This is a genomic window from Micromonospora sp. WMMA1998 (assembly GCF_027497375.1).
GTDB lineage: Bacteria > Actinomycetota > Actinomycetes > Mycobacteriales > Micromonosporaceae > Micromonospora > Micromonospora sediminicola.
Genome location: NZ_CP114911.1, coordinates 4,979,058 through 5,000,144, shown reverse-complemented (window position 1 = coordinate 5,000,144; position 21,087 = coordinate 4,979,058). Strand labels below are relative to the sequence as shown.

Below are 21,087 nucleotides of genomic sequence, written 5' to 3'. Positions count from 1 at the left end.
GAAAGATCAGTGCCGCGGTGGCGCATCGCGGGACGGCCGGTCGTTCCCGGCCCCACGCGGGCGCGGCACCCCGGCCGCGACGGCGGCGAGCGTGCGGGCGTCCAGGCGCCCGTCGCCGAGCCCCAGCTCCACCACCGTCCGGTAGACCCGCTCGTCCCGACCGGCGGCCCCGATCACCGCGTCGACCACCCACCGGCGCCGGGCCAGCCAGGCCGCAGCCGAACTGTGCCGCAGGTGGACGCCGAGCCGGGCGCGCAGCGCGGCGGCGTACCGACGGGCCGCGTCGGCGGGCGCGCCGGCCGCCGCCGCCCCGGCCAGGGAGCCGGAGCGCAGCGCGTAGAAGATCCCCTCACCGGTGAACGGGTTGATCAACGACAGCGCGTCGCCGGCCAGCAGCACCCGGCCCCGCCCGGGCGCCGGCCGGTGGGTGGAGAGCGGCAGGTGGTGCGCGCGCAGGTCGGTCACCGTGGCGGGGTCGGTGCCGGGCAGCAGGGCGGCCATCCGGTCCACCAGGTGCGCGCGGGTCAGCGGCTCACCGCGCAACACCTCCCCGTACCCGACGTTCGCGCGCCCGTCCCCGATCGGAAAGGCCCAGGCGTACGCGGGCCAGCGCTCCGCCGACGTGACGATGAGCTGCTCGGGCGGGCCGGGCGGCGCGGGCGCGTAGCCCCGGATGGCGAGCGCGAGATGCCGGTCCGGGTTCACCGGGTGCCCGAGCGCCCGGCGCAGCACCGACCCGGCGCCGTCCGCACCGACCACCGCCCGACCGGCCAGGTCCCCGTCGAGCATCACCCGGTCGGCGCCCACCTCCACCGCGCGGACGGTGTGCCGCCGCAGCTCCACCCCGGCCTCGACCGCCGCCCGGACCAGGCGCGCGTCGAACACCTTCCGGGGCACCGTGTACGCGGGCCGGGGCAGCGCCCGGGCCACCGTGCCGCCACCGGGCCCGACCAGGCGCAGCGCGGGTAGCGGCGGGTATCCGTCGACGGCGCCGGTCACGCCCAGCTCGGCGAGCACGTCCAACGCGTGCGCGGCGATGCCGTCCCCGCACGCCTTGTCGCGGGGGAAGTCGTACCGGTCGAGCAGCAGGACCCGGGCCGCGCCCGCCCGCCGTGCCGCGAGCGCCGCCGCCGCCCCGGCCGGCCCCGCCCCCACCACCACGACGTCCCACACCGTGCCCACCACCCCCACATCCTCCCCCGCGCCACCCCCGTTCTGGTCGATCATGAGGTTGGCGGCGAGTTCGATCTCCCCGACCGCCGCCAACCTCATGATCGACGCGCTCCCCGGTACGAGGCGGGCGGGTGGGACGTGGGTCAGGGGGTGGGGGTGGTGCGGTGGAGGGAGTAGAGGGTGAGGGCGGCGGCGGTGAGGAGGGGGGCGCCGTCGCGGACCAGGCCGTCGACGCCGAGCAGCCACCAGCAGAGCGGCAGGTCGAGTCCGAGCACGCCGAGCGTGACGACGACCAGCGCCCGGCGTGCCCAGCCCCGGCCGCGCAGCAGGAACGCGGTGCAGAACAGCACCGCGTAGCTGACCGCGATGCCGGCGCCGAACCAGAGGAACAGGGCGGGTACGGCGGCGATCCGCCCGTCCAGCACGGACCCGGTCGCCACCAGCGCCGGCACCAGCATCAGCGGGCTGTAGGCGAAGGCGGCGACCCGGGCGGTGAGCAGCCAGCCGTTCGCCTGCGGGCGCTTCGGCACCACCTCCCGCCAGGAGATGGTGCCGCCCTCGACGACCAAGCCCTTGCGGTGCCGGACCAGGTGGGCGCGGACCGCGTCGGAGCGGTAGAGCAGCACCACCACGGCGACACAGAGCGCGGTGAGCGCGGCGAAGCCGAGCAGGCCGGGCAGCGCGGGCACACCGGCCCGGGGTACGACCAGACGGCCCACCGCGAAGATGGTGGTCACCGCGAGGATCAGCCCGAACGGGCGGGCCGCGACCCGTCCCCGGTTCACGTGCCCGATCAGGATCAGAAAGCCCAGCGACCGGAGCATCGCCCAGCCCGTGCGGACCGCGAGGCCGAACTCCTGCTCCGGGGCGTACCAGTAGTTGAGCAGCTCGACCACGACGGTGGCCGCCGCGGTCACGGCGAGCAGCGTGGTCAGCGCCCGGACGGCGGACGGCCGCCGGACCTCGACAGGTTCGACGGCCGTCCTCATGGCATCCGATGTTGCCCGGCGCGGGCAACCGGCACACCTGTTACTTCTGCGGCTCCACGTCCAGCCGGGCGCGCAGCGCGTCCAGCTCGGCCCAGAGCACGCCGGGGAGCTTGTCCCCGAACTTCTCGAACCACTCGGTGACCAGCGGCAGCTCGTTGCGCCACTCCTCCGGGTCCACCTTCAGGGCGATCCGGACGTCCTCGGGCGTCATGTCGAGGCCCTCGACGTCCAGCGCGTCCTGCGCCGGGACCATGCCGATCGGGGTCTCCACCGCGTCGGCCCGGCCCTCCAGGCGCTCGATGACCCACTTGAGCACCCGGGAGTTCTCGCCGAAGCCCGGCCAGAGGAAGCTGCCCTCGGCGTCCTTGCGGAACCAGTTGACGTAGTAGATCTTGGGCAGCTTGGCCTCGTCGCCGTCGGCGCCCTTGCCCATCTCGATCCAGTGCCGGAAGTAGTCACCGGCGTGGTAGCCGATGAACGGCAGCATGGCCATCGGATCGCGCCGCACCACGCCGACCGCGCCGGACGCGGCGGCGGTGGTCTCCGAGGAGAGCGTCGCGCCCATGTAGACGCCGTGCACCCAGTCGCGCGCCTCGGTCACCAGCGGGACGGTGTCCCGCCGCCGGCCGCCGAACAGGATCGCGTCGATCGGCACGCCGTTCGGGTCGTAGTAGTCCTCGGCGAGGATCGGGCACTGGGTGATCGGGGTGCAGAACCGGCTGTTCGCGTGCGAGGAGAGGCTGTCGCTCTCCGGCGTCCAGTCGTTGCCCTTCCAGTCGATCAGGTGGGCCGGCGGCTCACCCATGCCCTCCCACCAGATGTCGCCGTCGTCGGTGAGCGCGACGTTGGTGAAAATGGAGTTGCCGCGGTCCAGCGTCCGCATGGCGTTGGCGTTGGTCTTCCAGTCGGTGCCGGGCGCGACGCCGAACAGGCCGTACTCCGGGTTGACCGCGTAGAGGCGACCGTCCGGGCCGAAGCGCATCCAGGCGATGTCGTCGCCGATGGTCTCGACCTTCCAGCCCGGGATGGTCGGCTCCAGCATCGCCAGGTTGGTCTTGCCGCAGGCCGACGGGAACGCGCCGGCGATGTGGTAGACCTTGCCCTCGGGCGAGGTGATCTTGAGGATGAGCATGTGCTCGGCGAGCCAGCCCTCGTCGCGCCCCATCACGCTGGCGATCCGCAGCGAGTAGCACTTCTTGCCGAGCAGCGAGTTGCCGCCGTAGCCGGAGCCGTAGGACCAGATCTCCCGGGTCTCCGGGAAGTGCGAGATGTACTTGGTCTCGTTGCACGGCCAGGCCACGTCCTGCTGGCCCGGGGCCAGCGGCGCGCCGATCGAGTGCAGCGCGTGCACGAAGTCGGCGTCGTCGCCCATCGCCTCCAGGACCGACGACCCCATCCGGGTCATGATCCGCATCGAGGCGACCACGTACGGGCTGTCGGTGATCTCGACGCCGAACATGGGGTTCTCGGCCTCGACCGGCCCCATGCAGAACGGGATGACGTACATGGTGCGACCGCGCATGCTGCCGCGGTAGAGGTCCGTCATCGTCCGCTTCATCTCGGCCGGCGCCATCCAGTTGTTGGTGGGGCCGGCGTCCGCCTCGTCGACGGAGCAGATGAAGGTGCGTTCCTCGACCCGGGCGACGTCCGTCGGGTCCGTCCGCGCGTAGAACGAGTTCGGCTTCTTCTCGGGATTCAGCCGGACCAGGGTGCCGTTGTCGACGAGTTCGTCGGTGAGGCGACGCCACTCCTCGTCGGACCCGTCCACCCAGACCACGCGGTCGGGGGTGGTCAGTTCCGCGACCTCACGTACCCAGGAGAGCAGTTTGGGGTGGGACGTCGGGGCCTGATCGATACCCCGAACAGTAGCCGGAGCAACCATGTCACATCTCCTTGTGGTCGACGCTGACCGATCTATGGGATGCACGAGTTCTGGCGGGCGAGGCGCCGCCGTCGTGGAAACCTGGGATTGGGCTCAGCGTAAACCGGGCTGCCTCGCCAGTCAGTGGGACTGGTTGTGAAGAACTGCACAAGGTACGGCCACGCTGCGGCATCGCGATCTGATACCCGCTTTCGCGCGCAGTTTCACGCAAATCCTGCGGTGAACCTTCGCCGACCCGGTCCGTCACCCGTCCGGTCGCGCCGTCCGATCCGCGGATACACACGGAGATGTCACGAATGGCGATTCCGTGATGTGCTCCACACATTCGTACTGTCGGTTACGCTCTGCTCACGGACCACCGAACAGGGCGGCCGCTCGCCGCCGCGGACGACCGGGCGGGAACGCCGACGCCCAAGTTGCCCCGGCCGACTCGCCGTAGCGGTCGGCCCCTCCGGAGTGCAACCGGTACTCTCGGCGGGTGGCCGCGACGATGACCGGGGACCAACCGGGTGCCCCGCAGACCCGTCGGGGTCCGATCGGGGCCCTCCTCCACCGTTTCGGCCACCTGATCCACGAGTTGAGCAAGTTCGCCACCGTCGGCGGCTTCGCCTTCCTGGTGGACTTCGCCCTCTTCAACTATCTGGCGAGCGGTCGGGGCATGCCGCCCCTGGCGGCCAAGACGATCTCCACGATCATCGCCGCGACCATCGCCTTCCTCGGCAACCGGTTCTGGACCTGGCGACACCGCCAGCGGTCCAATCCTGCCCGCGAGTACGCGCTGTTCTTCTTCTTCAACGGCGTGGGCCTCGGCATCGCGGTGGCCTGCCTGGCGATCAGCCACTACGGCCTGGGGGCGATCTGGCCCGGGGTGTTCCAGACCCCGCTGGCCGACAACATCGCCAGCTTCATCGTCGGCACCGGCCTGGGCACGCTGTTCCGGTTCTGGTCCTACCGACGGTTCGTCTTCGTCGAGGCGGGAACTCCCCCCGTTCCGGCAACGAGCCACGACCGACAGTCCGGGGCGTGACCCACCGCCCATCCCGACCCGCCGGGCCCAGCCGGCCCTGCCCACTGCCCTAAGGTGTTCCGCATGCCTGGAGTCCGTCTGCTGCCCGAGCGCTGGCAGAAGTTCATCCACGAGGCGCTCAAATTCGGCATCGTCGGCGGCATCAACACCGTCATCAATTACGCGGTGTTCAATGCGTTGGCACTCACGGTTTTTCGCGACGGCCAGCTGAAGGCGACGGTGATCGCGACCGTCGTCGCGACCATCACGTCGTATCTGATGAATCGTCACTGGACGTACCGCGATCGACCGAAATCGGCGCTAAGGCGCGAATACGCCCTGTTCTTCCTGTTCAACGGCGCTGGCCTGCTCATCGAACTCGGTGTGCTGGCCCTGGCCAAGTACGGCCTCGGCGTCCACGGCCTGCTGGCGCTCAACGTGGCGAAGACGATCGGTGTCCTGCTGGCCACGCTCTTCCGTTTCTGGTCCTACCGCACGTTCGTCTTCCAGCCGGTGCCGAAGCACGCCGAGGAGACCTGGCACTCGGTGCCACGTGACGAGTGGGACAACGTCGCCGAGATGGACCCGGTGGCCGAGCTGGCCGAGTCCGTGAGCGAGCTGGAGGAGGAGGAACCGCCGTTGGGCGCCGGAGGGCGGACGGTGGCCGACTACTCCCCGCCCCAGGGGCGTACCGCACCGGCCGACGCCGGCCTGGGCGGCGCCCTCGGCGCGGACCTGGACGCGGAACTCGCCGCCGAGCTCCAGCCGCGGCGCGCCCGCCGCTGACCGACCGACCTCGCCGCCCCCGCCCACCCGGACGGGGGCGGCGGCGTTCGTCAGGACGGGTCGCGCAGCGGCTTGCCCTCGGCCATGTCCGCCAGGATCTCGCGCATCTCGCCGTCACCCAGGCTGTGCTTGTCGTGCTGGGCCTCGACCAGCTCGTAGAGCTTCGTCTGCACCTTGTCCACGTGCGGCACGTCGGCGAGCACCGACTGGCCCCGCTCGCCGGCCGACTCGATGGTGAGCGTGCCGCAGCCGAGCATCCGCTCGACGAACCTCTGGTGCATGGCGTGGTCGTTGATCCGGGTCAGCGGCAGGTCCCGCCGGTTGCGCGAGAACACCCCCTCCTGGAGCAGCACCCGCTCGTTGGTGAAGAGGTAGTGCGTGGTGCGCCAGACCAGGAACGGCCAGAGCCCCCACCACACGGCCAGCACCAGGCCGAGCCCGGCGATGGCGTAGAGCGCGATGGTGCCGCCGTCGCCGTCGGGCAGCAGGACCCAGCCCGCGACCACCGCCGCGACGGTGAGCACCAGCACCAGGATCGGCCGGATCAGGGCCTTCCAGTGCGGGTGCAGGTGCAGCACGACGTGCTCGTCCTCGGTGAGCACGTCTTCGGGGAACGCCACGGGAACCTCCTCGCAGAACCGGACGCGCTGACCGTAACCGGTCGGCGCACCCCGGCGGCATCGGCCGCGCGGGCGGCTGCCGCGTGGTTGTTAAGAGGGGGCCCTTCCTCTACCGGAGGCGTTAACAGGGGGCCCTTCCTTTCATCTCAGGTGGAGCACGTCGCCGGCGGCGAGACGGAGCGTCTCGCCGGCCGCGTCGACCAGGAGCTGCCCGTCCGGGTCCACGCCGGTCGCCGTGCCGTGCACCTCGCGACCGTCCGGCAGCAACACCCGCACCTGGCGGCCCACCGTGGCGCACCCGCCCAGGTACGCCTCGCGCAGCCCGCTGGCCACCGCGTCACCACCGGCGTCGCGCCAGCGGTCGTACCAGTCGGCGAGCGCGCGCAGCAGCGCCCGCACCAGCGGGTCCCGGTCGGTGGCGGTGGCGCCGGCGAGCCGGAGCGAGGTGGCCGGCAGGCCGGTCGGGTTCTCCGGCAGCTCGTCGGCGCGCAGCGTCACGTTCAGGCCGACCCCGACCACGATCGCCGGCGGTTGGGCGGCGTCGCCGGGCACCGCCTCGGCCAGCACGCCGGCGCACTTCGCGCCGTCGACCAGCAGGTCGTTCGGCCACTTCAGCCGGGCGTCCACCTCGGCCAGCCGGCGTACCGCCTCGACCAGCGCGACGCCGGCCAGCAACGGCAGCCAGCCGTACCCGGTGGCCGGCACGGGCGCCCAGCCGCGCTCGGCGACCGCCTCGCCCGGCCGGAGCAGGACGCTGGCCGCGATGCCGGCGCGCGGCGGCGACTGCCAGACCCGGCCGCGCCGGCCCCGCCCGGCGGTCTGCCGCTCGGCGACCACGACCAGGCCCTCCGGCTCGCCGGCCCGTGCCGCCGTCACCACGTCGGCGTTGGTCGAGCCGGTCTCCGCCAGCAGTTCCAGCCGGCGCCACGGCCCGTGCGGCGCGACCAGCGCGCGGCGCAGCCGGGCCGCCGACAGCGGCGGTCGGTCCAGATCGGTGTACGGCGAGCCGGGCATCCCGCCAGCCTACGGCCCGGGGTGAGGCGCACTGCACAACCTCACGCACCTGAACCATCGTTATATTCCACGGGTGACTACCGAGACCGGGATCAACATCCACACGACCGCCGGCAAGCTGGCGGACCTGGAGCGACGGCTCGACGAGGCGGTGCACGCCGGGTCGGCACGCGCGGTCGAGAAGCAGCACGCGCGGGGCAAGAAGACCGCCCGGGAGCGGATCGAGATGCTCCTCGACGAGGGCTCCTTCGTCGAGCTGGACGAGTTCGCCCGCCACCGCTCCATCAACTTCGGGCTGGAGAAGACCCGCCCGTACGGGGACGGGGTGGTGACCGGCTACGGCACCGTGGACGGCCGGCAGATCTGCGTCTTCGCGCAGGACTTCACCGTCTTCGGCGGCTCGCTCGGCGAGGTCTTCGGCGAGAAGATCGTCAAGCTGATGGACCTGGCCATGAAGATCGGCTGCCCGGTGGTCGGGATCAACGACTCCGGCGGCGCGCGGATCCAGGAGGGCGTCGCCTCGCTCGGCCTCTACGGCGAGATCTTCTTCCGCAACGTGCGGGCCAGCGGCGTCATCCCGCAGATCTCGCTCATCATGGGTCCGTGCGCGGGCGGGGCGGTCTACTCCCCGGCGGTCACCGACTTCACCGTGATGGTCGACCAGACCTCGCACATGTTCATCACCGGCCCCGACGTGATCAAGACGGTCACCGGCGAGGACGTCGGCATGGAGGAGCTGGGCGGCGCCCGCACCCACAACGCCCGCAGCGGCAACGCGCACTACCTCGGCACGGACGAGGAGGACGCGATCGAGTACGTCAAGGCGCTGCTGTCGTACCTGCCGTCGAACAACCTGGACGAGCCGGTGGTGTTCGACGCGCCGGCCGAGCTGGCGATCACCGACTCCGACCGGGAGTTGGACACGCTGATCCCGGACTCGGCCAACCAGCCGTACGACATGCACCGGGTCATCGAGCACGTGCTCGACGACGGCGAGTTCCTGGAGGTGCAGCCGCTCTACGCGCAGAACATGGTGGTCGGCTTCGGCCGGGTCGAGGGCCGACCGGTCGGCGTGGTCGCCAACCAGCCGATGCAGTTCGCCGGCACGCTGGACATCGCCGCGTCCGAGAAGGCCGCCCGGTTCGTCCGCACCTGCGACGCGTTCAACGTCCCGGTGCTGACATTCGTGGACGTGCCCGGCTTCCTGCCCGGCACCGGGCAGGAGTGGGACGGCATCATCCGCCGCGGCGCGAAGCTCATCTACGCGTACGCCGAGGCCACCGTCCCCAAGGTCACCGTGATCACCCGCAAGGCGTACGGCGGCGCGTACGACGTGATGGGCTCCAAGCACCTGGGCGCGGACCTGAACTTCGCCTGGCCGACCGCGCAGATCGCGGTGATGGGCGCGCAGGGCGCGGTGAACATCCTCTACCGCTCCGAGCTGGCGAATGCCGAGGACCCGGCCGCGGTCCGGGCGGAGAAGATCGCCGAGTACGAGGACACGCTGGCCAACCCGTACATCGCCGCCGAGCGCGGATACGTGGACGGGGTGATCCCGCCGCACGAGACGCGTACCCAGATCGTCCGGGCGCTGCGGGTGCTGCGCACCAAGCGCGAGACGCTGCCGCCGAAGAAGCACGGCAACATCCCGCTGTGACCACGCCGTCGGCGCCCCCGCCGGGAGAGCGGCGGGGGCGCCGACGTGTCAGCAGCCGGGGTGGGCGGCGACGCACATCCGCCGGACCGCGACCCGGGCGAGTTCGCGCAGCTCCGCCTCGCTGCCGTCCACCCTGGTCGAGAGCACGGTGACGAGGTCACCGACCCGCACCACGGCCTGCTCCCTCGGCCCGCTGCCGGTGCCGATCGGTGCCCCGGTGTCGAGGCGCCGGGCCTGCTCGACGGTGTGCCGCAGGATCACCGACTCGTCACCGGCGAAGCCCCGGTCGACCTCCTGCCAGGAGTGGACGGCCTCCGCCTGCACCGTCCGGTCCCGCAGTTGCACCGGGCCGGTGGACCGCCACGTGCGGCAGGGCGCGAGCAGCGCGGGCAGCCCGTCGAACAGCCGCTCACCGTCCTCCGGCGCGAGCCGGTGCAGGTCCTGCGAGGCCAGCACCTGCCCCTCCGGTTGCCCGCCGGTGCCCCGCCGCTCCCGGACCAGGCTCACCGACCGCGAATAGCGGGACGTCGCCCACTGCGTCCCCAGGCCCTGGTCCCGCCGGCAGACCTCCAGCATCCGGTCCAGCCGGATCTCCTCTCCGAGGTACGCCTCGCTCCACGGCGTGGTGACGGCCGGACGCAGGTCCGACGGTTGCAGCAGCGCGTCCGCGGGCACGTCGGTGGCGCGCCAGGCGGTCGCCGACGGGCTGGCCGCGACCGGCACCGGTGGGCCCCCACGGTCGGCCGCCACGAACGCGGCCCCGGAGGTGAGCGCCAGCACCGCCGCGGCCGCGGCGGCCACCGTACGGCGGCTGCGGCGCCGGGCGCGGGCCCGCAGCTCGCCCGGTTCCGCCCAGCTGACCGTGTTCAGCTCCCGTTCCAGCAGTTCGATGAGGGCGGGGTCGTCGTCACGCATCGGCGGGCTCCTCCAGATCCACGACCGTGAGCAGTTCGGCCAGGGCGGCACGCCCCCGGGACAGCCGGGCCTTGACCGTGCCGACCGGGGCCTCGGTCTCCCGGGCCACCTCGGCGACCGGCATGCCGACCAGGTAGTAGAGCGCGATGGCGACGCGTTGCTCCTCCGGCAGCCGCCGCAGGGCCGCCACCACCTCGAGCGTGTCGGTGTTCGGGCCGGGCACGCTCTCCTCGGCGCCGTGCCGCAGGTAGGCCCGGGCCCGGCTGCGCAGGCTGCGCCACCGGCTCACCGCGATCCGGCTGGCCACCACCCGCAGCCAGGCTTCCGGGTCGTCGTACCCGCGCACGGTCGACCACCGCTGCCAGGCCCGGATGTACGCCTCCTGCACGGCGTCCTGCGCCTCAGCGAGGTTGCCGGTGAGAACGTAGACGAAACCGAGCAGCCGTTGCCGGCTCCCCCGGTAGAACTCGTCGAACCCGTCGACGTCCGGCACCTGCTACCTCCCCCGTGACGGTCGCAGGAGAGACGCCTGGCGCACCGGGTGCGGTTGCCCGCTCAGCCGACCAATTTCTCCAGTTCGGCCACCGGGAAGCCACCGGCCGGGATCCGGTCGCGCACGGCACGGCGGACCGCCACCTGCACCGCCGCGTTGACCGGGGTTGGCACCCCGTGCAGCCGCCCGAGCAGCACGATCTCCCCGTTGATGTGGTCGGTCTCGGCCGAGCCGGCGCCCCGGGCCAGGCTCTGCCAGGTGGAGCCGCCGGCGCGGTCCACCCCGTCGACCGGCCGGTAGGCCACCAGGTCGCCACGTTCGGCGGCCTCCTCGTCCCGACTGGTGTGCGGGATGCCAGCGGCGGCCAACGCCGCCTCGCCCTCGGCGCGGGCCCGCGTCGACAGCGACTCCGGCATGTCCCGGCCGAGCAACGCCTGGAGGCCGTTGCCGAGGTTGACCAGCAGCTTGCCGTACTTCCAGCGCATCACGTCGTCGCGGACCGGGGCGACGAAGCCGGCGGCGGTCAGGTCGGCCGCGACCGCCCGGCTGGTGTCGTCGGCGCCGCCCGGGTAGCGGCCGAGGTGCAGCATGCCCGGGTGCGGGTGCCCGTTGGCGACGACCACGCCCGGCTCCAGGTGGGTGGCGGGCAGCCAGACGCAGACCGGGTGCACCCGGGCGAACAGCCGCAGCGCGGCCGGCTCGTTCGCCACACCGTTCTGGGCGAGCAGCACCGGGAGCCGCTCGGCGGCCGTCCCGCCGCCCTCGACCGGGGCGTCCGCCCACGCGGACAGCGCCGCCACGGTGTCCTGCGACTTGACCGTGAGGACCAGCACGGTGTCGGCCGGCAGTGGCGCGCCGTCCGGGCCGGCCATTGCCGGCAGCCGGCCGGTCACCGTCCGACTCGGGGTCCGCAGCGTCAGGCCCCGCTCCCGCACCGCGTCCAGGTGCGCGCCGCGCGCCACCAGCGTCACGTCCCGACCAGCCTCTCCGAGGAGTACGCCGATGGTGCCGCCGACCGCGCCCGCCCCGATGATCACGTATCGCATCCGTCCGATTCTGCCCCGTCGCGGCGTAGGCCGCTGTCCGGCGCGGTCGGTCCGGGTCCGTGATCGCCGTCCACCGTGCCGGCCCGTCCCGGGCTGGGTCAGGCCGGGACGGGTCAGGCCGGACCGCGCCGTGCCGTGTCAGGCCGGGACCGGTCAGGCGGTGAGGCCGACGTCGGCGAGGAGCGGGCCGGTCAGCAGCAGCGTGCCGGCGGCCAGTGAGCCGAGCGCCACCAGCAGGAAGAACCCCACCCAGAACAGCGGCGGGAACGGCGTCAGCCGGGCGAGCTGGTCGGCGTCCGACTGGGGCATGCGGCCCCGGCTGCGTTGACGGCGCAGCTCGAAGACCGGTCGCACGCCGCCGACGAGCAGGAACCAGATCGAGGTCCAGGCGAAGGCCGCCTGCACCTCGGGCGGGGTGTACCAGGAGACGGCGAGCACGATGCCGCCGGTGACCAGCAACGACAGCGCGCCGAACAGGTTGCGGATGAGCACCAGCATGGCCAGCAGCAGCGCCACCGCCAGCCAGAGCAGCAGTGTGATCCGGTTGCCGGCGAGCAGCCACGCGCCGCCGAGGCCGAGCAGTGACGGGGCGACGTAGCCGGCGAGCAGCGTGAGGATCATGCCCGGCCCGTCGGGACGACCGGCGGAGAGCGTCAGCCCGGACGTGTCCGAGTGCAGCCGGATGCCGTGCAGCTTCCGGCGGGTGAGCAGCGCCATCAGCGCGTGGCCGCCCTCGTGCGCGATCGTCACCGCGTTGCGGGCGATCCGCCAGGGCACCCGGGCGGCCACCACCGCGACCGCCACGACGGCGGTGAGCACCACCAGCAGCGGTGGTGGGTCCGGCTGGGCGCTGGTCAGCGTGTCCCAGAGCGTGGTCAGGCCGTCGATCAGGGGCATGGGCGGGGAGCCTACCGCCCCGAGCCGTGTCGTTCGACCGGCCCGGCCTCGTAGAGTGTGAGACTGATCGGGCGTGGCCACGGAGCGGAGGTGAGGTCGGTGAGCGCAGCTCCCTGGGAGCCGCCGAGGTCGCATGCGAGGCCGTGGACCGAGGCCGACTACCTCGCGCTGGACGACAGCCTCGACCGTATCGAACTGCTCGACGGGAGCCTGATCGTGAGCCCTGCTCCGAGCAAGAGGCACCAACTGGTGTCCTGGAATCTCGTGGACAGCCTGCGCCCGGCTGCCCGACCGCTCGGGCTCCTGGTGTTCGAAGCGGTGAACGTCCGGCTGGGCGTCGACCGCATGGTCATTCCCGACGTCGTCGTGGCTGACACCGACGACGAGGGAGCGGTGATCGAAGCCGGCGAGGTGAAACTTGTCTGCGAGATCGTTTCGCCGGGTAACGCCGCCGCGGACCGCCTGGTCAAGATGCAGCTCTACGCGATCGCCCGGATCCCGTTCTATCTGCTGGTCGAGCAGGACGGCGACAGCCACTCGCTGCGGCTGCACCGGCTCGACGGGGGGCACTACGTCGAGGACGCCGTGGCCAAGGCGGGTGAGACGCTCAGCGTCACCGAGCCGTTCCGCTGGGCGATGGACCCGGGCACCCTCCGCTGATCCGGAACCACCCCGCCACCTGGGGTAACGACAGCCGTCGATGAAAATTTCCTTGCGCCCTCTTGCGATCTAGGGCACTAACCTCCAAAGATGAGCGTCAATCAGTAGACGTCCTCTGGAGGCATCCATGGCCCACACCAGGTTCTCCGTACGCCGGCTGTTCGCCGCCGGCCTGACCGTCGCCGCCACCGCGGCCGCGGCCCTCGTGGCGACCGCCGGACCGGCCGCCGCCGCGACCACGCCCGGGATCGACGTCTCCCGCTACCAGGGCAGCATCAACTGGACCAGCGTGCGCAACGCGGGCATCCAGTTCGCCTTCATCAAGGCCACCGAGGGCACGAGCTACAAGGACCCGAACTTCAACTCGAACTACGTCAACGCCTACAACGCGGGCGTGATCCGGGGGGCGTACCACTTCGCCCGGCCCAACATCTCCGCCGGCTCGACCCAGGCCAACTACCTGGCCAGCAACGGCGGCGCGTGGTCCGCCGACAGCCGCACCCTGCCGGCCGCGCTGGACATCGAGGGCAACCCCTACAGCGGCGGCTACTGCTACGGCCTGAGCACCACCGGCATGCGCAACTGGATCCAGGACTTCCTCAACACCTACCGGTCCCGCACCGGCCGGTACGCGGTCATCTACACCACGACGAGCTGGTGGAACCAGTGCACCGGAAGCTGGACCGGCCCGTGGGCCAACCACCCGCTGTGGCTCGCCCGCTGGGCCAGCTCGCCCGGCACCCTGCCGGCCGGCGCGCCGGTGTGGAGCTTCTGGCAGTACACCAGCACCGGCAGCGTCTCCGGGATCAGCGGCAACGTCGACCGCAACTACTGGAACGGTGACCGGAGCCGACTGATCGCCCTGGCCAACAACACCTGACCCGCACCCGTCGTCACCGGGACCGCCTCGTCACGGGGCGGTCCCGCTGTCGTCGTACCGTCGGGGTGGTCGTCGTCGGTCAGGCCCGGCGGCGTGCGGTGGCCGCCACGGGCACCGCCGTGCGGCGGGTCCAGCGCCACGCCGCCACCCCCGCGAGGGTGAGCGTCAGCACGCCGAGGATCGCGACCGGCGCGGACAGGCCGGCGCTGACCAGGAGCAGCACGACGTCCCCGAGCGCGACGAGCATCCACAGTGCCAGCCGGGTGCCGGTGTCCCTGCGTCGGTAACCCATGTCGCACCTCCTTCCGTCGTCAGAGGTGTCCATACCCCCGAGGACGGAAAGCCATGCGAACACGTTTCGTGACGGCGGGATTCCTGGGTCAGTTCTTGCGGTCCGGCACGAAGCCCTTGGTGATGACGTCGAAGGCGGCGAGGTTGGCCTCCCAGTCCTTCGCCGGCACCTCCCAGCGCAGCGCGTAGCCCCGGTTGCTGGCCGTCGCCACGCCCCGGTTGCGCACGTGGAAGCGGGTGCCGTTGTCCCGCGTCTCCAGCCAGTCCCAGTCGGCGCAGGTGCGGAAGTAGGGGTCGCACGGGGTGATTCCGACCAGCTTGTAGTCGTCGACGTAGTTGCGCCGTGCCGGTTCCTTGCTCTGCCAGTCGGCGAGCGCGTCCTTCTCGGGCCGGTCTGTCCACTGGATGAACAACACGCGACGGGCGCCGCCGACCTCGTAGAGCACGACCTGGTTGCCGCTGGGCTTGGCCCGCCAGCCGTCTGGAACCGGTACCTGGAAACCGTTGGAGCCCTTGTAGTAGCGCCATCCCGTCGGCAGCACGAAACCCGACGGGGACGGGCTGGCCGACGGGGACGGACTTGTCGACGGGCTGCTCGGCGAGGCGCTCGCGCTGGGCGGGGCGGCGCTGGCGCTCGGCGCGGGCGGGGCCGCCGACCCCACCGAGGTGCCGGCGTTCGGTTGACCGCCGTCGCCGGAGTCGTCACCGTCGTTGAGCAGCGGCAGCGCCACCGCCAGGCCGACCAGCAGCACCAGCACCAGCGCGCCGACGAGCAGGTTGCGCCGGTTAGGCGCGGTCTTCGTCCCGGGCAGCACGGTGGCCCGCCCGCTCGACGAGGCGGGGCTGACCGGCGCGGCGCTCGGCGGCGCAGGGCTGACCGGCGGGGCCGGACGCTGCGCCGGGGCGGCGGGAACGGGCTCGCCGTCGAGGCGGGTCTCGTCCAGCGCCGGGTCGGCGTCGTCCACCCGGGTCCCGTCGACCGGCGGGGTGGGGTCGAGCTTCGTCGTCGGCTCGGCGGCCGGCGGGGTCACCTTCGCGGTCGGGCCGGCGTCCGAGGTGGGCGCCGGCACCTTCGCCGTCGGGTCGGCGGCGGCTGCCGCCGCGCTCCCGGTGGCGGCGACCGCGCCGGCGGCCGAACTGTCCGCGCGTTCGGCCTCGTCGGCCGGGCGCGGCGCCGGCACCAGCGGCGGTCGCGGCAGGCGGGGACCGTTCGGCCCCGGCCGACGTACGCCGTCCAGCAGCGAGATCCCCTTGGCCCGCCGACCGGCGGCCTTGCGCAGCATGCGCTCCGCCACCTCGGCGGTGATCCGCTCGTCCGGGTCCTTGCGCAGCAGGCCCTGAAGGACGGGCTTGAGCGGCCCGGCGTTGCGCGTGGGCGGCAGCGGCTCGGTGGCGAGCGCGGCCAGCGTGGCGATCGCCGACGGGCGCGCGTAGGGCGACTTGCCCTCGACGGCGGCGTAGAGCGTGGCGCCGAGCGACCAGAGGTCGGCCTCCGGCCCCGCCGTGCCGTCGCGGGCGCGCTCCGGCGAGATGTACGCGGGCGAGCCCAGCACCATGCCGGTGCGGGTCACGTTCGGGTCGCCGGGGATGGTGGCCAGGCCGAAGTCGGTGAGCACCACCCGGCCGTCCTCGCCCAGCAGCACGTTGCCCGGCTTGACGTCGCGGTGCATGATCCCGGCCTTGTGCGCGGCCTTCAGCGCGCCGAGCACGCCCAGGCCGATCTCGACCGCCTTGGCCACCGAGACCGGGCCGTCCTCGGCGATGGTGTCCTGCAACGACTTCGACGCGACGTATTCCATGACGATCCACGGGTCGCCGTCGGTGCGCAGCACGTCGAAGATGCGGACCACGTTGACGTTGTTGAGCCGGGCGATCGCCCGCGCCTCACGCAGCGAGCGTTCCCGCATCTCGCGGCGCTCCTCCGGGGTGAGGCCGGGCGGCGGGACCAGCTCCTTGATGGCCACGTCCCGGTGCAGCACCTCGTCCCGCGCCTTCCAGACGCGGCCCATGCCACCCTGGCCGAGCGGTGACAGCAGCCTGTACCGGTCGGCGACGAGTTGGGGGAGCGCGTTCGACATCGCTGAAACCGTACCCGGCCGCCCCGACGCACACACCGCCGGCACGCCACTGTCCGGCGAAGGTCGAGTTCCGGACGCGTACCCTGGGCCCATGTCTGCCGAAGAGCCGATGTTCCGGATCGTCCGTGGCGTGCCCACCGCCGAGGAGCTGGCCGCTCTGGTCGGCGCGATCGTGGTGCGCAGCCGCCCGGTCGCGGCCGCCGCGCCGGCCGCCGTCTCGCACTGGTCCCGCAGCGCCCGCCCGGCCGTCGCGGGCCCGATCGCCGGTCCCGGCGCGTGGCGCGCCTCAGGTCTCCCCCGCTGAAACCTTCCCCGCGTACGGGACCCGTACCGGGACTGCCGGGATCCGCGCGGAGCCATTAACCTCACTCAGGGAAACCGTGCGGTGACGGGCAGGGAGGTCCGATGATCCCGGAGGACGACCGGCCAGCCGGCTGGCTACGCGACTACGGCGGCATCGAGGCCGACATCCGACAGATGCGCGAGTTCGCCGACCGTCTGCAGGACGAGGTCACGCGCAACTACTCCCCCCACCTGTCGTACATCGCCGACGACATGAAGGCCCCGGTGCCCAACCCGGCCGACGCCTTCGTCGAGCTGGTGCAGTTCATGCAGGCCCACCACGAGACCCAGAAGGCCGCCGTGAGCGCGGTGTGGGACCTGGCCCCCGCCACCGGCCGGCTGGCCGACGCCGCCGGCCGGATCGCCGCCCACTACGGCGACGCGGACGCGTTCTCCTCGGCCCGGGTCGCCGACGTCGAACGGGCGCTCACCACCCCGTCCACCGCGGTCACGCGGCCGATGCCGCCCCTGGCCGACCCAACCGCACCCGACCAGGGGCAGCAGGTGGTCCTGCCGTGATCGAACGGGGCGGCGGACGCACCTCCGGGCTCACCGACTGGCGGCTGATGGACGTCTCCAGCATGTGGGCGTGCCTGCAGGACCAGGACACCACCGGCCAGTGGAAGCAGGTCGCCGGCTGGCGGAAGGTCTGCGACCTGGCCCTGGCGCACCTGAGCCGGTTGCGCGAATACCGACGGGGGCTCGCCGAGGCCTGGCCACCCGAGACCAACGCGGCCGCGCGGGCGTACGTCGCCGAACTCGACCAGCTCATCGACCGCGTACAGCACACCCACGACGCCGCCGCCGCGAACTACGACGCGCTGGCCGCCGCCGCGCGCGCCATCGGCAGCGCCCGTACCGAACTGCGCCCGCTCTACGACGAGTACGCGACCAAGCTGCGACAGAAGCAGGCGTACGAGACGACCGTCGCCGACCCGAAGGCGGTGGCGGGCAGCCGGCTCCCGGAGCGACCCCCGGTGACGGACGACGACCTGGAGCGGTTGAACGTCAGGGCGCGCGGGTTGATGACGGGATTGAGCGGAGAACTCCAACAAGCCCAGGTCATGCTCCAGCGCCCACCAGCACCTGCCAGGCCAGGTCCGCGAGTTGATCAGCATCCCTCCGACCCATACGTTGACGCTGTCCCGGCACCCATAATTCCGCCCGTTGTAGCAGTGCCTGTTACGCCATCTGTCCAAGCCACTACGGGCCGACCCGCCCCATCAGGCAGCCCTACAGCCCGACCAGCAGGGTCGCCTTCAGTGCCAGCTATCGGTAATGGACCAGTTCTAGGTGGTGCTGCCCCCAGCTCTGCCATTCAGCCGCCGCCTGCGGGACCTACGCCACCCGCCGCGCTGCAGAACAGCCAGGCTGGTGGAGTGAACCTCCCTCTGCCGCCCTCGGCGCCCACTCGCGGATTCGGCGGTAGCCAGGCAGGGCCCGACCGAGCTCTACCTAAGGGAGTCGGCCAACAGCCTCCAACCCGTGCAACCCTTCCCAACGGCTTGATAGGCAATCCTCCAGCCATCAGCCAGCCCGGCGGAGGAAGCTCTCCTCGACGGGTAAATCCTTTAGGCGGAGTGATCGGAGGAGGCGGAGCCGGAACTGCACCCTCGGGCGCTGCAGGCTCGCGACCTGGATCGGGCAGAGGACCCCACCTGGGACCTCACGGCGGAACTCCGCTAGGGGGCGCTCCCAGCTTCCCGGCCGGGTATGGCCGACAGGCGGCTAAGGGCCTCGACGAATCCTCCGAGCAGCACTGGGATCCCGACGACCCGTGGAAGGTAAACCGTGGCGTGGATCCCGTACTTGGCCCTCCGGAGGAAGGACCAATCGACCCTGGCCCAGCCATCGGATTCGATCGGTGAATAGGCCAATAATTGCAATATTGATTTCCCTGGCAGCGACAGTTCCAACGAACCCCCTGGGAACACAAGTGGACCCGGGAATAGGCAACGGCCCAGCGCGCGTTCGGGGAGACCAGTGGCATCTGGATTACCTTAGGGTGCCCGCAGCCCACCGCTTGAGCGAAGGTCAAGGGGTAGTCGTGGCCGTACCAGACACAGGGGTAGAACCACATCCGGACTTGAGAAGAAATCTGCTCGCAGGAGAGGACGTTATTCCGGGCGGGACCGGAAATGGTCAAAGCGACACGAATAGCCATGGCACTGGAATGGCCGGCCTTATCGCAGCGCATGGCCAGCCCAAGAATCTAGGCGCTTTAGGCGTCGCACCGCTCGCGAAGATACTCCCAATTCTCGACACACCACCGGATGGGCTTGGCCAGCCGGACGACTTAGCAGCCAGCATCGAATTTGCCGTTGCGCGTCATGCTGACATCATAAGCGTTTCTGCGGCGAGCATGCCCACTCCTCGACTACAGGCAGCAGTGAGGGCCGCGGTGCAAGCCAACATCATAGTGGTGGCCGCTGCCGGAAATAGCCCTCGTGAAAGTGTGGTCAGCTATCCCGCATCGGAGCCAGGCGTCGTCGCAGTAGGCGGGGTTGACCGAACGGGGAACCATGCCGACTTCTCAGTCTCTGGCCCAGAAGTGGATGTCGTCGCTCCAGCGGTTGACATCTACAGCACAAGCACTAACGGCCGGTATCGCCGGAGTAGCGGCACGTCCGACGCCACCGCGATCGTGGCTGGCGCCGCCGCGCTCATCCGCTCCAAATACCCCAACCTCCCCGCCGTAGAGGTCGCGCACCGACTGACCGCGACCGCCGTCGACAAGGGACCCCCCGGCCGCGACGACCAGTACGGCTACGGGGTGATCGATCTGGTCGCCGCGCTGACCGCCGACGTCCCTCCGCTCGGTTTCGAGTCGACCGGCGTCACCGCCCCCGCCCCGACCGCCGCCGCGCCCGACGCCGGGGGCGACAACAGCACCGCCCGAGGGCTCGCGACCCTGAGCGCCCTGCTGGCGGCAGGCGGCGCCTACCTCGTCTGGCGTCGTCGTCGACGTGCCGACGACCCGCCACCGAGAATCAGCCGGTAGCGTCGGCGGGGTGCTGAACTCCGTGCCGTTGCGTCTCGTGCTCGCCTCGCAGAGTCCCGCCCGCCGCAAGCTGCTCCAGGCCGCGGGGATCGAACCCGACGTGCTGGTCAGTGGTGTCGACGAGTCGGTGGTGGTCACCGAGCGGGCCGAGGACCTGTGTCTCGAGCTGGCCCGGCTGAAGGCCCAGGCCGTCCTCGGTCGCCTCAGGTCCACCGCGGAGGAGCGCACGCTGGTGCTCGGCTGCGACTCGGTGCTCGCGTTCGACGGTGAGATTCTCGGCAAGCCGGCGGACGCGGCGGACGCCACTCGGCGGTGGCGGCGGATGCGTGGGCGCAGCGGCGTGCTGCACACCGGGCACTGCCTGATCGACGTGGTGCACGAGTCGCGCGCGGAGGCGGTCGCCTCGACCACGGTGCACTTCGCGGACATCAGTGACGAGGAGATCGCCGCGTACGTGGCGACGGGCGAGCCGCTGGCGGTGGCCGGCGCGTTCACGATCGACGGGCTGGGCGGCGCGTTCCTGACCGGCATCGAGGGCGACCCGGGCACGGTGGTGGGCCTGTCCCTGCCCCTGTTGCGTCGGCTCCTCGCCGAGTTGGACCTTCGCATCGTCGATCTGTGGACGAAGGTCGCGCCGGGGGGCCAGGAGATCGAGCATCTCGGCTAACGTCCGGGCATGAGCACGAAGCCGCTACCGCTGACCCCGGAACTGCACGCCTATCTGGTGGCCCACGGGTCCGCCCCCGACGAGGTGGTCCGCGACCTGGCCGAGGAGACCCGGGCGGCCCTTCCGGCCGAGGCGGACATGCAGGTCGCTCCGGAGCAGGCGGCGTTCCTGACCTTCCTGACCCGGTTGCTCGGGGTTCGGCAGGCGGTGGAGGTGGGGACGTTCACCGGTCTCTCCTCACTCGCGATCGCCCGGGGGCTGGCCGACGGCGGTCGGCTGACCTGCTTCGACATCTCGGCGGAGTACACCGACGTGGCCCGGCGTTACTGGGCCCGCGCCGGGGTGCAGGACCGGATCGAGCTGCGCATCGGGCCGGCCGCGGACGGGCTGCGCGAGCTGCCCCGGGAGCGTCACCTCGACTTCGCGTTCATCGACGCGGACAAGGTCGGCTACCCGGTCTACTGGGACGAACTGGTGCCCCGGATGCGCCCCGGCGCGGTGATCGCGGTGGACAACACGCTCCGGGCCGGTCGGGTGCTCGCCCCGCGCAACGCGGACGATCGGGCGATCGCCGCGTTCAACGACGAGGTCCTCGCCGACGTCCGGGTGGAGGCCGTCATGCTGCCGATCGCCGACGGGGTCACGCTCGCCCGGGTGCGCTGAACCAGTTCGCCGAGGTGGCGGTATCGA

21 protein-coding genes and 1 pseudogene are annotated in these 21,087 nt (G+C 71.8%); 11 read left to right on the top strand and 11 right to left on the bottom strand.

The window, feature by feature from the left end; genetic code table 11:
* Positions 1 to 6 precede the first annotated feature (6 nt).
* The 3 genes from O7600_RS23180 to O7600_RS23170 all read right to left on the bottom strand — a co-directional run bounded on the left by O7600_RS23180 (position 7) and on the right by O7600_RS23170 (position 4,044).
* Positions 7 to 1,227: a geranylgeranyl reductase family protein gene (locus O7600_RS23180; RefSeq protein ID WP_281594249.1), complete on the bottom strand. Its 1,221-nt coding sequence runs from the start codon at positions 1,225 to 1,227 to the stop codon at positions 7 to 9.
* Positions 1,228 to 1,316: 89 nt separating this feature from the next.
* Positions 1,317 to 2,162 (bottom strand): hypothetical protein, encoded by an 846-nt coding sequence (locus O7600_RS23175; protein WP_281590585.1) that lies wholly within the window; start codon positions 2,160 to 2,162, stop codon positions 1,317 to 1,319.
* A gap of 40 nt (positions 2,163 to 2,202) precedes the next feature.
* Positions 2,203 to 4,044 carry a phosphoenolpyruvate carboxykinase (GTP) gene (locus tag O7600_RS23170; RefSeq protein ID WP_281590583.1) on the bottom strand — a complete coding sequence of 614 codons (1,842 nt, stop codon included), beginning with the start codon at positions 4,042 to 4,044 and terminating at the stop codon, positions 2,203 to 2,205.
* A gap of 135 nt (positions 4,045 to 4,179) precedes the next feature.
* Between O7600_RS23170 and O7600_RS30155 the strand changes: the two are divergent.
* The 3 genes and pseudogenes from O7600_RS30155 to O7600_RS23160 all read left to right on the top strand — a co-directional run.
* Positions 4,180 to 4,275 (top strand): annotated as a pseudogene (locus O7600_RS30155) (GtrA family protein); the annotation flags it as partial.
* A gap of 259 nt (positions 4,276 to 4,534) precedes the next feature.
* Positions 4,535 to 5,071 (top strand): GtrA family protein, encoded by a 537-nt coding sequence (locus tag O7600_RS23165; RefSeq protein WP_348651387.1) that lies wholly within the window; start codon positions 4,535 to 4,537, stop codon positions 5,069 to 5,071.
* A gap of 63 nt (positions 5,072 to 5,134) precedes the next feature.
* Positions 5,135 to 5,836, top strand: coding sequence for a GtrA family protein (locus O7600_RS23160; RefSeq protein ID WP_281594248.1), 702 nt, complete (start codon positions 5,135 to 5,137; stop codon positions 5,834 to 5,836).
* A 50-nt stretch (positions 5,837 to 5,886) separates the two neighbouring features.
* On the opposite strand, the gene O7600_RS23155 is transcribed toward O7600_RS23160, so the two are convergent.
* Both O7600_RS23155 and O7600_RS23150 read right to left on the bottom strand, forming a co-directional pair.
* Positions 5,887 to 6,456, bottom strand: a complete 570-nt coding sequence (locus tag O7600_RS23155) for a PH domain-containing protein (protein WP_281590579.1) — start codon at positions 6,454 to 6,456, stop codon at positions 5,887 to 5,889.
* A 141-nt stretch (positions 6,457 to 6,597) separates the two neighbouring features.
* Positions 6,598 to 7,470 (bottom strand): biotin--[acetyl-CoA-carboxylase] ligase, encoded by an 873-nt coding sequence (locus O7600_RS23150; protein ID WP_281590577.1) that lies wholly within the window; start codon positions 7,468 to 7,470, stop codon positions 6,598 to 6,600.
* A 73-nt stretch (positions 7,471 to 7,543) separates the two neighbouring features.
* Here O7600_RS23150 and O7600_RS23145 point away from each other — a divergent pair, with 73 nt between their 5' ends.
* Positions 7,544 to 9,127: an acyl-CoA carboxylase subunit beta gene (locus O7600_RS23145; RefSeq protein ID WP_281590575.1), complete on the top strand. Its 1,584-nt coding sequence runs from the start codon at positions 7,544 to 7,546 to the stop codon at positions 9,125 to 9,127.
* Between the two features lie 48 nt (positions 9,128 to 9,175).
* On the opposite strand, the gene O7600_RS23140 is transcribed toward O7600_RS23145, so the two are convergent.
* The 4 genes from O7600_RS23140 to O7600_RS23125 all read right to left on the bottom strand — a co-directional run bounded on the left by O7600_RS23140 (position 9,176) and on the right by O7600_RS23125 (position 12,478).
* Positions 9,176 to 10,042, bottom strand: coding sequence for a hypothetical protein (locus O7600_RS23140; RefSeq protein ID WP_281590573.1), 867 nt, complete (start codon positions 10,040 to 10,042; stop codon positions 9,176 to 9,178).
* Entirely contained in the window at positions 10,035 to 10,535 is a 501-nt protein-coding gene (locus O7600_RS23135; RefSeq protein ID WP_091582142.1) for a SigE family RNA polymerase sigma factor, read from the bottom strand. The genes O7600_RS23140 and O7600_RS23135 overlap by 8 nt, the downstream gene beginning before the upstream one ends.
* A gap of 62 nt (positions 10,536 to 10,597) precedes the next feature.
* On the bottom strand, positions 10,598 to 11,581 hold the full coding sequence (locus O7600_RS23130) for a 2-dehydropantoate 2-reductase N-terminal domain-containing protein (RefSeq protein ID WP_281590571.1): 984 nt from the start codon (positions 11,579 to 11,581) through the stop codon (positions 10,598 to 10,600).
* Positions 11,582 to 11,734: 153 nt separating this feature from the next.
* Positions 11,735 to 12,478, bottom strand: coding sequence for a M50 family metallopeptidase (locus O7600_RS23125; protein WP_281590569.1), 744 nt, complete (start codon positions 12,476 to 12,478; stop codon positions 11,735 to 11,737).
* A 99-nt stretch (positions 12,479 to 12,577) separates the two neighbouring features.
* On the opposite strand from O7600_RS23125, the gene O7600_RS23120 reads away from it, so the two are divergent.
* Together O7600_RS23120 and O7600_RS23115 are read left to right on the top strand one after the other, a co-directional pair.
* Positions 12,578 to 13,138: a Uma2 family endonuclease gene (locus O7600_RS23120; protein WP_281590567.1), complete on the top strand. Its 561-nt coding sequence runs from the start codon at positions 12,578 to 12,580 to the stop codon at positions 13,136 to 13,138.
* A gap of 127 nt (positions 13,139 to 13,265) precedes the next feature.
* Positions 13,266 to 14,018: a GH25 family lysozyme gene (locus tag O7600_RS23115; RefSeq protein WP_091582155.1), complete on the top strand. Its 753-nt coding sequence runs from the start codon at positions 13,266 to 13,268 to the stop codon at positions 14,016 to 14,018.
* Positions 14,019 to 14,097: 79 nt separating this feature from the next.
* On the opposite strand, the gene O7600_RS23110 is transcribed toward O7600_RS23115, so the two are convergent.
* Positions 14,098 to 14,310 carry a hypothetical protein gene (locus O7600_RS23110; RefSeq protein WP_281590564.1) on the bottom strand — a complete coding sequence of 71 codons (213 nt, stop codon included), beginning with the start codon at positions 14,308 to 14,310 and terminating at the stop codon, positions 14,098 to 14,100.
* A gap of 88 nt (positions 14,311 to 14,398) precedes the next feature.
* Positions 14,399 to 16,387 (bottom strand): serine/threonine-protein kinase, encoded by a 1,989-nt coding sequence (locus O7600_RS23105; protein ID WP_281590563.1) that lies wholly within the window; start codon positions 16,385 to 16,387, stop codon positions 14,399 to 14,401.
* A gap of 91 nt (positions 16,388 to 16,478) precedes the next feature.
* Between O7600_RS23105 and O7600_RS23100 the strand changes: the two genes are divergently transcribed.
* The 5 genes from O7600_RS23100 to O7600_RS23075 all read left to right on the top strand — a co-directional run bounded on the left by O7600_RS23100 (position 16,479) and on the right by O7600_RS23075 (position 21,060).
* Entirely contained in the window at positions 16,479 to 16,691 is a 213-nt protein-coding gene (locus tag O7600_RS23100; RefSeq protein WP_281590561.1) for an acyl-CoA carboxylase subunit epsilon, read from the top strand.
* 101 nt (positions 16,692 to 16,792) lie between these two features.
* Positions 16,793 to 17,248 carry a hypothetical protein gene (locus O7600_RS23095; RefSeq protein WP_281590560.1) on the top strand — a complete coding sequence of 152 codons (456 nt, stop codon included), beginning with the start codon at positions 16,793 to 16,795 and terminating at the stop codon, positions 17,246 to 17,248.
* Positions 17,249 to 18,653: 1,405 nt separating this feature from the next.
* A complete protein-coding gene (locus O7600_RS23085) occupies positions 18,654 to 19,730 on the top strand; it encodes a S8 family serine peptidase (RefSeq protein WP_281594246.1) in 1,077 nt (358 codons plus the stop codon).
* Between the two features lie 10 nt (positions 19,731 to 19,740).
* Positions 19,741 to 20,397 carry a nucleoside triphosphate pyrophosphatase gene (locus O7600_RS23080; protein ID WP_281590558.1) on the top strand — a complete coding sequence of 219 codons (657 nt, stop codon included), beginning with the start codon at positions 19,741 to 19,743 and terminating at the stop codon, positions 20,395 to 20,397.
* A gap of 9 nt (positions 20,398 to 20,406) precedes the next feature.
* A complete protein-coding gene (locus O7600_RS23075) occupies positions 20,407 to 21,060 on the top strand; it encodes an O-methyltransferase (protein WP_091582178.1) in 654 nt (217 codons plus the stop codon).
* Positions 21,061 to 21,087 lie beyond the last annotated feature (27 nt).